This is a genomic window from Gordonia sp. p3-SID1431, assembly GCF_025143765.1.
Taxonomy (GTDB): Bacteria; Actinomycetota; Actinomycetes; order Mycobacteriales; family Mycobacteriaceae; genus Gordonia; species Gordonia hongkongensis.
The window spans coordinates 1-10,748 of the sequence record NZ_JAMBDT010000053.1 but is presented as its reverse complement, the minus strand read 5'-3'; the positions used below and the strand labels follow the sequence as shown (position 1 = coordinate 10,748).

Sequence of the window (10,748 nt, the reverse complement as noted above, 5' to 3'; positions counted from 1 at the left end):
TGGTTCCGGGACCGTAGGATTCGGTCGTTCGACCGACACCGGGGCAGAACGACATCTCGGACATGGCTTCGCCCGGCGCCGGACAAGGCAAGATCGGACTGGTGTCAGACGTGCAGTTGATCGAGGTGGGCCCGCGGGACGGGTTGCAGAACGAGCAGACCCTGCTCTCCGTCGAGGAGAAGATCGAGTTCATCGCCCGGGCCGTCGACGCCGGCGTGCGCCGGATCGAGGCGGTGAGTTTCGTGAACCCCAAACGCGTACCGCAGATGGCCGGCGCCGAGGAGGTCATGGCCGGGGTGCCCCGCGTGGACGGTGTCTCCTATATCGGGCTCGTCCTCAATCGTCGTGGTCTCGACCGCGCTCTCGCCTCCGCGGTCGACGAGGTGAACGCGGTCGTCGTGGCCACCGAGGCGTTCAGCCGCCGTAATCAGGGCTGCAGCGTCGAGGACACCGTTTCCGCGGCCGTCGACGTGGTGCGCGACGCGCGCGCGGCCGGCCTCGCGACGACGGTGACCATCGCGGTCGCGTTCGGCTGCCCGTTCACGGGCGAGGTCGACCCGCGCCGGATCTCCGACATCGTGGCGCGGTTGACCGATCAGGCCGCCCCGGACGAGATCGCTCTCGCCGACACGATCGGCGTCGGGGTCCCGGCGCAGGTCCGCGATCTCGCCGCCCGCACGGCGGAGCGTGCGCCCGGTATTCCACAGCGCTGGCATTTCCACAACACGCGGAACACCGGTTACGCGAATGCTCTCACCGCGCTCGATTCGGGTGCCGGCGCCATCGACGCCAGTGTCGGCGGATTCGGTGGGTGTCCGTTCGCGCCCGCGGCGACCGGCAACATCGCGTCCGAGGATCTCGTCTACGCACTCGATCGGTCCGAGGTCATCACGGGTGTCGACATGCAGGGGCTGATCGACGCCGCCGCGTGGCTGGGCCGTGCCCTCGACAAGGATGTCCCCGCACTCATCGGACGTGCCGGAGCATTTCCGGCCGTCCGCGGAGACGGGAACATCTGAGCGGGACCCCATCGGTGCGAACGCACCGGTGGGAAACCCTTCGCCGACTATCCGGTGGTGTGGACGATCAGCACGTCGCACGCCGACTTGCGGGCCACGTCGGCGGGGACCGATCCGAGGAGCCGGCCGGCGATCGAATTCAGGCCGCGATTGCCCACGACGAGAAGATCGGCCTTGACGTCGCTCACCAACTGCAGGAGGGCGTCGACCGGGGCACCCTTGACCGGGCGCTGCACCACGTTCGACGCACCGGCCTTGGTGGCCCGTTCCTTCGCGGTTCGCAGGATCTCCTCGGTCGGCGTCGATCCGGTGACCTGGTACGCCTCGTCTTTCAGGACATCCGCGGCGTCGCCGGCTCCGCGCTCGTTCGGGAAGTACGCGCACGCGATCACCAACTGAGCGTCGCCCGCGAGTGCACCCGCACGCTCCACAGCCTTCATCGACGACTCGGAGCCGTCCGTTCCGACGACGACGGTTTCGTAAGAGCTCATCCCAACCTCTCGACATGAATTCGCCTCGCTGCCCATCAGCGAGGCGTCATCGCGTATACCCACAATGCAGGGGTCCTGCACGGGGACATTAGTGTGCCACGGGCGCGTCTGTCCCCCGTTCGTGGTGATCGGCACATCGTGAACCCGACGCTGCCACGCTGAACGGACGTCACTTGATCCCGGCCGCGTCCATCCCTCGCATCTCCTTCTTCAGATCGGCGATCTCGTCGCGGAGTCGTCCGGCGAGTTCGAACTGCAGATCCCGAGCAGCACTCATCATCTGGTCGGTGAGTTGCGACACGAGGTCGGCGAGCTCGGCGCGGGGCATCATCGACACGTCACGCTTCTCGATGACCCCCGAACTACCGGCCTTCGACACCTCACCCTGTGCGCGGCGTCCGCGGCTGGAGTTGCGTCCGGAACCACCGACCGCCACGGCCTCGTCCTCGGCTTCCTTGTAGACCTGGTCCAGGATGTCGGCGATCTTTTTGCGCAGCGGCTTCGGATCGATGCCGTTCGCCTTGTTGTACGCGATCTGCTTCTCCCGACGCCGCTCGGTCTCGTCGATGGCGTTGCGCATCGAATCGGTGATCTTGTCCGCATACATGTGGACCTCGCCGGACACGTTGCGGGCCGCGCGACCGATCGTCTGGATGAGCGACGTTGTGCTCCGCAGGAAGCCCTCCTTGTCGGCGTCGAGAATCGCCACGAGCGAGACCTCGGGCAGGTCGAGGCCCTCGCGGAGCAGGTTGATGCCCACCAGGACGTCGTAGTCACCGGAGCGCAGCTGGCGGAGCAGTTCGACACGACGCAGGGTGTCGACCTCCGAGTGCAGGTACCGGACGCGGATACCGAGTTCGAGCAGGTAATCGGTGAGATCTTCGGCCATCTTCTTGGTCAGGGTGGTCACCAGGACGCGCTCGTCGCGATCGGTTCGCTCACGGATCTCGTGGACCAGATCGTCGATCTGGCCCTTGGTGGGCTTCACCACGACCTGCGGGTCCACGAGTCCCGTCGGACGGATCACCTGTTCGACGAACTCGCCGTTGGACTGGCCCAGTTCGTACGGCCCGGGAGTCGCGGACAGATACACGGTCTGTCCGATGCGGTCGACGAACTCGTCCCATGTGAGCGGTCGGTTGTCGACCGCCGAAGGCAATCGGAATCCGTACTCGACGAGGTTGCGCTTGCGCGACATGTCGCCCTCGTACATGCCGCCGATCTGGGGCACCGTCACGTGCGACTCGTCGATGACGAGGAGGAAGTCGTCCGGGAAGTAGTCGATGAGCGTGGCCGGCGCGCTCCCCGCGGCTCGACCGTCGATGTGGCGCGAGTAGTTCTCGATGCCCGAGCAGAACCCGACCTGACGCATCATCTCGAGGTCGTAGGTGGTGCGCATGCGAAGACGCTGGGCCTCCAGCAGCTTGCCCTTGCCCTCCAGCTCGGCGAGTCGTTCCTCGAGCTCGCGCTCGATGCTCGCCATCGCCTTCTCCATGCGCTCGGGCCCGGCAACATAATGGGTGGCCGGGAAGATGCGCAGCGAGTCGACCTGGCGCACGACGTCACCGGTCAGCGGATGCAGGAAGTACAGCGACTCGACCTCGTCGCCGAAGAACTCGATGCGCACAGCCAGTTCCTCATAGGACGGGATGATCTCGACCGTGTCCCCGCGCACCCGGAAGCTGCCGCGGGTGAACGACATGTCGTTGCGCGTGTACTGGACGTCGACGAGCAGACGCAGCAGGGCGTCTCGATCGATCTCCTGACCGACCTCGATCTCGACGGACCGGTCGAGATAGGACTGCGGCGTACCGAGGCCGTAGATGCAGGACACCGAGGCGACGACGACCACGTCGCGTCGCGACAGCAGGCTCGACGTCGCCGAGTGACGTAGGCGCTCGACGTCGTCGTTGATCGACGAGTCCTTCTCGATGTAGGTGTCGGTCTGCGCGATGTACGCCTCGGGTTGGTAGTAGTCGTAGTACGAGACGAAGTACTCGACGGCGTTGTTGGGCAGCATCTCGCGCAGTTCGTTCGCGAGCTGCGCCGCGAGCGTCTTGTTCGGCGCCATCACGAGCGTCGGGCGCTGGACCTGCTCGATGAGCCAGGCCGTGGTCGCCGACTTTCCGGTGCCGGTCGCGCCGAGGAGGACGATGTCCTTCTCCCCGGCCTTGATCCGGCGGGTGAGGTCTTCGATGGCGGCGGGCTGGTCGCCGGCCGGTTCGTACTCGCTGACGACCTGCAGGCGGGCATCGGTCCGCTCGATCTCGCCGACCGGCCGGAACTCCGAGTGCGCGATGACGGGGCGTTCTGCTGCAAAAGCCATAGTGCCAGGGTAAACGCGACCTATGACATCGATGTTCCCGCGGACCGGCGTCCGACGAGCGCGGCGACGAGCACGACCGCCGAGCACAGCGGGATCGGCTGGCCGACGACGACGAACACTCCGACGTCGGCGAGGACCGCGACGGGTGCCGCGACCCGGACCGCCGGGCCCGGAACCGGCGCCGTGCCGCGGGACCGGCGCGGCACGCGCGACCACGGTTTCGCGATCGACAGCCAGCCCTGGAACGCGATCAACGTGGCCATCAGGACCGTCGACGCGAGCAGGCCGGCCGACGCGACTTCGCGGGCGCGCGCCGCCGAGTCGAGAGCTGGTGAGAGCACCGCGATCCCGACGACGAGCTGGCTCACCGTGATCGCGAACTTCACGAGGACCCACCAGTGGAGGAAGAAGCCCCAGGGCGTCGTCGCGGACAGCAGGAATCCCGACATCGCGGACACATTGGCAGAGACCACCAGGACCGTGGTGTCGAGGACGTGCGCGGCGACCGCGCCCCCGTCCCCGGGATTCAGCATCAGAACCGCCATCGCGAGCGCCTGGCTCATCCAACAGACGGACGAGAGCACGTGTATCCACAGCAGCACGTGCCGTGCGCGCTTGACGGTCGGCCGCGCTGTGATTCGTTCGCGGGCCACAGCACGGCCCCGTTCGGCGACGAAAGTCCTCATGTTCCGACCATCCCGCGGACCGGCGGTCGGACGCATCGGTGAGAACTCGGGCTTTCACCCTGAGATCGTCGGTGAGGCTGGCTAGATTCAAAGCATGACGAGCGATGGCGGGCGCACCGCCGACCCCGGGTCAGCACCGCACCCGCTGCACCCGCCGAAACGCGAGGTCTTCGACGTCCCGGCGATGACGAACACCGACAACAAGGGATTCGTCCGGGAGGTCGAGGAGTATCGCGTCACCGACTTCGGGCTGTACATGTCGCGCCACGCTCCCGGGCACCCCAGATTCGACCACCTGGAGTCATGGCTGCTACCCGCTTTGGGGTTGCGCGCCAACATCTTCCACTACCAGGACGGCTACCGCGAAGGGCAGCGCCTGTACCTGGATGTGGGCCGGTTCGCCGGCCCCGACGACGACGGCCGGTGGCATGCCGAGGACTGGTACCTCGATCTCGTCGACGTGCCGGGCACCCCTCCCCTGCTGCTCGACACCGACGAGCTGCTCGAGGCCCACCGTGACGGTTTGCTCGACACCGCGCAGTGCGTCGAAGCCGTCGAGATCGCCACGCGTGCACTCGTCGGTGCGGCGGAACACGGCAACGACATACAGGCCTGGCTCGACGCCGCGGCGGGTGGCGCGGTGGCCTTTCGCGACCACGACCACCGTCGCCACGGCCAGGCCGGTAGATCAGTACGTCGGTAGCACGAAACAGGATCCGTTACGGATGAAGTCCGGGAGCTGGACGCCGGTGCCCACCGTGACCGCCCTCGACTTCTCGACTCCATCGAGGGTCGCCTTCAGCAGGTAGCGGCCCGGCGTCGACGGCCGCCACTTGGGCCGGATCTCGACACTCGTGGGCTTCTGGTCGTAGATCGTGACCGTGCGCCCGGCGCCCACCAGGGTGACCTTCAGATTCGACTTCGCCGAACGCGGATCGCTGACGAGAACCGACAGTGTGTAGGAACATCCCGCGCCGTACACCCCGTAGTTGAACGAGCCGTTGGCCGACGAGCCGTAACCCGGAAGAGTGTCCACCGCGATGCCCTGCAGCGCCGCCTCCGCCGGCGCGGCCAGCGCCACGCTTGCGCACGCAACTGCACCAAAAGCTATTGCGCCACTGGCAATCCGCGCGCGACTCCGACTTCCCCGACCGACCATGCTGTGCTCCACTCCTGGGCTTCGTCCTCAGCGACCACCCCCACCGCGGGGGCGTGCGACTCACAAGTTAGCAGCGGACGGGGCGGCATGTGCCGATTTTGGTAACGTTTGTAGTCAGTTTTTGTGCCAACCGCCGGTCAGCGTGTGACGACCCGCACCGTGGCAGGCCGCCCCGGGTCACAGGACCCGTACTGATCCGGTCCGGCCGGTGCGAATCCACCGTCGGCGAGACGATCCGCCAAGCCCTCCGCGGCGCCGGCGTCACGTGCGGTCACCCGCAACTCGACCGCCGCCGGGTCGACGATGTCGACCGCGGTGGCCAGTTCGCCGGCGAGCGCCCACAATCGGTTCACCAGACGCGCGGACGGACCATTGGGATTCGGTTCTGCTGCCACGAGTCCGGGCACCGACTCGGCGACGCGACGCTCGCGGACGTTCAACTCGAGCGGCACGAGGCGCTCGTCCCAGACCCGGGCGGCCGATGCCGCCAGTTCCTCGGGGGCGCCCGAGTTGTCCAGCCATACGTCGGCCACGGCACGACGCTGCTCGTCGGTCGCCTGCGCGGCGATGCGGGCACGGGCATCGGCCTCGGCAACACCCCGCATGGTCGTCAGCCGGTGCAACCGCACGTCGGCCTCGGCGAACACGATCACGACCAGATGGAAGAACGGCGCCGTGTGGTTCTCGACCAGCAGCGGGATGTCTTGCACCACAATCGCGTCGGCCGGTGCGTCGTCGAGCATGGCCTGAGTCCGCGCCCCGATGAGCGGGTGGGTGATGCCGTTGAGCGTCAGCCTCGACTCGTCGTCGACGAAGGCCTTCGCCGCGAGAGCCGGACGATCGAGACTCCCGTCGGCTGTCAGGATGTCCGGACCGAACGCCTCGACGAGCGCAGCCAGACCCTCGGATCCCGGCTCGACCACCTCCCGGGCGACCTTGTCCGCGTCGATGATGTACGCGCCCCGCTCGACGAACGTCTTCGCCACAGTCGATTTGCCGGCCCCGATGCCACCGGTCAGCCCAAGCCTGATCACGCCCACCAGTCTGACAAATTCGTCTGCGACACGTTGGAAGGGCCCCGCAGACACGAGAGACCCCGTCTCGCGCGATGACCCTCAGCGGGTCACGACGTCGAGACGAGGTCTCCTCGGGTTGATGGATCAGCCGGTGACGGCCGCCAGTTCGATGGTCTCGTGCGGCAGGTCCGCCTCGCCGACCTTTTCGTTCTTGTTCAGATCGACGGCGACGATCTTCTTGGCCGCCGGGTCGCTGACGTAGGCGATGCCCTCCTGCACCACGACGTTCGGCATCGGGGACTGCCACTCGTCGGGTTCGGTCCACGCGCCGATGGCGGGGATCGTGGCGGTCTTGGCCGCCGTGTCGGCGTCGAAGACGTGTAGGGCACCGTCGGTTCCCAGGATCACGGCGGACCCGCCGGGACCGCGCTCGATGGACCGGAAGCTGTAGGAGGTGCCGAGGTCGACGAGCCGGAGCTGACCGGTGCGGGTGTCGGTGAGCGAGAACCGGGTCGGCCGTTCGAGTTCGGCGTCCGGATCGGACTTGTAGTCGCCGAGGATGATCGGGGACTCCTCGCTGCCGGCCTGGTTGCCGATGCGGCCGTACTCGTCGGGGCTCTCGACCTTGCGGATGTCGTTCCCGTTCACGATGAGCAGTCCGTCCTCGCAACCGAAAGCGAGGACTCCGTCGGCGCCGGCGGCCTCACCGTGCACACCCGGGCACTGGTCGTTACGCACGATCTCCTTGCGCTCGGGGTCGAGGATCGCAATCCCGCTGCGCGAGTCCTCGTTTCCGACGGTGACGACGACCGTACCGTCCGCACGGAACACCGCGACCCCGTGGTGCGGCTCGGGAAGTGTGAACGAGGTCGACGCCGGGTTGCCGCGCAGGAGCTCGGCGGGCTCGACGATGTCGACCTGGCCCGTGCCGTCGGTGAAGAGGGCGATCCGGGAGTCGTGCGGCACAACGTGTCCCGGCTCTTCACCGCCGAACGTCATGTCGGTGAGGGCCGGTGTCGTCGTGTAGTAGTGACCATGGTCGCCGTGTTGACGCGTCCAGGTACCCATGTCGAGAACCCGGAACCCGTCCGACTCCGAGACGAACACATTGCGGCCGTTGTCGGCGCTGTTGAGTCGGATGAAGCCGTCGATCGGGAGGTCGGCGACCTGCTCCAACGACTCTGCGTCGAGGACCAGGATGCCGCCGTCGTAGCTGAGCGCGAGGCGCGGCGTGGCGCTCTGCTGCTCGACGGCCGCGGCCGAGCTGGAGGCGGGCGCGGATTCGCTCGAATCCTCGCTCCCGCAGGCGACGAGCGCGAACGACGCGGCGGTGAGAAACGCGAGAGAGCGGGTCAGTTTTGTCCGTTGTGCGAACACCCGAACAGTGAACATGGATATGAAAATCATTGTCAACAACGCATGGGATGGTGACGGCCCGCAACGGCCGCTCCTCACGAACCCCCCGGCATCAGGACAGCATTGGCCGCAACCCGTCGAGCACGCAGGCGAGTCCGAATTCGAAGGCGTCGTCGGGGGCGCCGGGCGCCTGATGGATCTCTCCGACCGCACTGCCGACCCGATCCGACAGGGGGTACGCACCATCGGGGATGACCGCCGCGAGTTCAGGACCGACGATCTCCCACCATCGCGCGTCGCTCATCCCGGACTCCTCGGCGGCCGTCCGCTCCCCGACCGCCTCGCGGGCGTTGCCGGCCACGAAGGCACCGAGCAGTGCGATGATGTGGTCTCGCTGCACATCCGAGATGTCGGTCGACTCGAGCAATTCGAGCTGCCGCTCGTACCGGGCCAGACGGTGCGGGCCCAGCACCTGGCGCCACGGCGAGGCCGCCAGTAGCCATGGGTGGTCGAGACACTCGGCACGCAGTGCGCGCGCGACTTCCGCCAGGGACTCGACGACGGTCGGCGCCGGCCCGGGCATCGGAGTCCGTGCCGTCACGTGATCGATCATGAGCGCCACCAGCACATCACGCGTCGGCACATAGGTGTACAGACTCATCGGCCCGACGCCCAGTTCGGCGGCCAGGGCGCGCATCGAGACCGCAGCGAGCCCGCGCTCGTCCGCGAGGTCGATCGCCGCCGTCACGATGTCGTCGACCGATACCCGCTGCCGCGGCCCCCGCCGCGGGCCGACGTCTCCGGCCTCGGCTCGCCAGAGCAGTCGGACCAGCGTGCGTGCATCATCTGAGGTCGACACTGCGACGCCTTTCCCGTACGGTGTACTGAGTAACAACTCCGTACACCGTACCAAGAGGAGTGTCCGCTGCCCACTCAGGCCACGTATCTGCCGGACCTGCACCAGTTCGCGCTCTGGTCTTCCCACCAATCCGACGCCGGGAACCTATCGGACAGCTGCCGTCTCGCGGTCCCTGACGTCCGCGACCTCGTCGTTCGCGACGTCCGCTGCGAACTCGTCGACCCCCCGGCGCTCCTGGCCGCGTGCGACCAGGGTGATCCGAGCCGAGTCGCGGAGTCGGTCGAAGCGTGGCGACGCACACTCGCCGGCGACTCCGCGACACCACTGCCGCTCGCCGCACACGCCGAGATCGATCCCACCGGGACGGCGATGACGACTGCGGACTTCGCCCGTACAGCGCTGCAGGAGTGTCTCGCCGCCGAGGACATACTGCGAGACACTCTGCGAGCCCACCTGCGGCCCTATCAGATTCGCGGTATCGCCTGGCTGGCCCGGACCGCGGAGGTCACCGGCGGTGCCGTGCTGGCCGACGAGATGGGACTGGGCAAGACCGTCCAGGCGATCGGACTGCTGACGCTTCGGGCGCACGAGGGACCACAGCTGGTCGTCTGCCCGACCAGCCTCGTGACCAATTGGAGTCACGAGGTGGCCCGCTTCGCGCCCGATCTGAACGTGTACACCGGCCCCCTCGAGCATGCGCCGGACGGGCCCGGTTCGATCACCGTGATCTCCTACGCGAGACTGCGACTGAGCATCGCCGATGTCCGTCGATTCGACTGGGCCACAGCCGTGTTCGACGAGGCGCAGGCCCTGAAGAACCCGCGCACCCAGGTGTCACGCGCGGCGCGCACCGTCGGCGCCCGGGCTCACGTCGCGTTGACCGGCACTCCCATCGAGAACAGTCTCGACGACCTCTGGGCGATTCTCCGGGTCGTCGCGCCCGCACTGTTTCCTCACCGGGCGGTGTTCCGGCGGCGCTTCACCAAAGCCGTGGACGACGGCGACGCCGGCGCGCTGCGACGACTTCGGGTGGCGGTCGCGCCGGTTATGTTGGCGCGCACCAAGTCCCGCGTGGCGTCGGCGCTGCCGCCGAAGATCGCCAATCCGGTGCTCGTCGATCTGACCGACGAACAGGCGCAGCTCTACGACGCTCACCTCGCGCGCGTGGAAGACACCGGCTTCGGCGACGGATTCGAAAGGCACGGACGGATTCTCGCCACACTCACCCGGCTCAAGCAGATCTGCAACCATCCCGGCCTCGTCACCGGCGACACCCGGGTGCTCGCGGGACGCTCGGGCAAGCTCGACGTGTGCACAGAGATCCTCGGTGACAACCTGCGCAACGGCTCCCCCACGCTCGTCTTCACCCAGTACCGGGAAACCGGTGAACTCCTCGTCCGGCACTTCGCCGAACAACTGGCGGTCGACGCACCGTTCTTCCACGGCGGTCTCTCGGCGAGCCGTCGCGACGAACTCGTCGCCGCCTTCCAGTCAGGCGAAGGCCCCGGGCTGATGGTCATGAGCCTCAAAGCCGGCGGCGTCGGACTCACCCTCACGCGCGCCTGCGACGTCATCCACTTCGACCGCTGGTGGAACCCGGCGGTCGAGGCCCAGGCGTCCGGCCGCGTGCACCGAATCGGCCAGAAACGTCCCGTCACGATCACCACCCTCACCTCGGCCACATCCCTCGAAGAGCACATCGATCGCCTGCACCGGCGCAAGTCCGTGCTCGGCGCGCACGCGGACGACACGTCCGCTCTCACCGAGCTGACCGGCCTCGACGACCAACGGTTGATGGACATCCTGCGGCGTCACCGGGAGGCGCGATGACCAGCA

Annotated in this window: 10 protein-coding genes; 3 read left to right on the top strand and 7 right to left on the bottom strand. The window is 67.6% G+C overall.

Translation table 11 applies throughout. From position 1 onward, the window contains the following. The first annotated feature begins 101 nt into the window (after positions 1-101). Entirely contained in the window at positions 102-1,019 is a 918-nt protein-coding gene (locus M4D77_RS14340; protein ID WP_259936495.1) for a hydroxymethylglutaryl-CoA lyase, read from the top strand. Positions 1,020-1,066: 47 nt separating this feature from the next. Here M4D77_RS14340 and M4D77_RS14335 read toward each other — a convergent pair whose 3' ends face one another. From M4D77_RS14335 to M4D77_RS14325, 3 genes are all read right to left on the bottom strand, one after another. After that, positions 1,067-1,510: a universal stress protein gene (locus M4D77_RS14335; protein WP_058251858.1), complete on the bottom strand. Its 444-nt coding sequence runs from the start codon at positions 1,508-1,510 to the stop codon at positions 1,067-1,069. A 169-nt stretch (positions 1,511-1,679) separates the two neighbouring features. After that, the gene (gene uvrB, locus M4D77_RS14330) at positions 1,680-3,836 is read right to left on the bottom strand and encodes an excinuclease ABC subunit UvrB (RefSeq protein WP_058251857.1); all 2,157 of its coding nucleotides are present in this window, start codon (positions 3,834-3,836) and stop codon (positions 1,680-1,682) included. 20 nt (positions 3,837-3,856) lie between these two features. Then, the gene (locus M4D77_RS14325) at positions 3,857-4,522 is read right to left on the bottom strand and encodes a hypothetical protein (protein WP_259936491.1); all 666 of its coding nucleotides are present in this window, start codon (positions 4,520-4,522) and stop codon (positions 3,857-3,859) included. Positions 4,523-4,616: 94 nt separating this feature from the next. On the opposite strand from M4D77_RS14325, the gene M4D77_RS14320 reads away from it, so the two are divergent. Further along, positions 4,617-5,225: a DUF402 domain-containing protein gene (locus M4D77_RS14320; RefSeq protein WP_259936490.1), complete on the top strand. Its 609-nt coding sequence runs from the start codon at positions 4,617-4,619 to the stop codon at positions 5,223-5,225. On the opposite strand, the gene M4D77_RS14315 is transcribed toward M4D77_RS14320, so the two are convergent. The 4 genes from M4D77_RS14315 to M4D77_RS14300 all read right to left on the bottom strand — a co-directional run bounded on the left by M4D77_RS14315 (position 5,211) and on the right by M4D77_RS14300 (position 8,912). Next, positions 5,211-5,681 carry a hypothetical protein gene (locus M4D77_RS14315; protein ID WP_065632416.1) on the bottom strand — a complete coding sequence of 157 codons (471 nt, stop codon included), beginning with the start codon at positions 5,679-5,681 and terminating at the stop codon, positions 5,211-5,213. The genes M4D77_RS14320 and M4D77_RS14315 overlap by 15 nt on opposite strands. A gap of 137 nt (positions 5,682-5,818) precedes the next feature. After that, positions 5,819-6,715, bottom strand: a complete 897-nt coding sequence (coaE, locus tag M4D77_RS14310) for a dephospho-CoA kinase (RefSeq protein WP_259936489.1) — start codon at positions 6,713-6,715, stop codon at positions 5,819-5,821. Between the two features lie 126 nt (positions 6,716-6,841). Then, positions 6,842-8,089 carry a zinc metallochaperone AztD gene (aztD, locus tag M4D77_RS14305; protein ID WP_396266585.1) on the bottom strand — a complete coding sequence of 416 codons (1,248 nt, stop codon included), beginning with the start codon at positions 8,087-8,089 and terminating at the stop codon, positions 6,842-6,844. Between the two features lie 76 nt (positions 8,090-8,165). Beyond that, complete coding sequence (locus M4D77_RS14300; RefSeq protein ID WP_259936488.1) at positions 8,166-8,912, bottom strand: TetR/AcrR family transcriptional regulator; 747 nt, start codon at positions 8,910-8,912, stop codon at positions 8,166-8,168. A 369-nt stretch (positions 8,913-9,281) separates the two neighbouring features. Between M4D77_RS14300 and M4D77_RS14295 the strand changes: the two genes are divergently transcribed. Beyond that, positions 9,282-10,742, top strand: coding sequence for a DEAD/DEAH box helicase (locus M4D77_RS14295; RefSeq protein ID WP_259936487.1), 1,461 nt, complete (start codon positions 9,282-9,284; stop codon positions 10,740-10,742). The last annotated feature ends 6 nt before the right edge of the window (positions 10,743-10,748 follow it).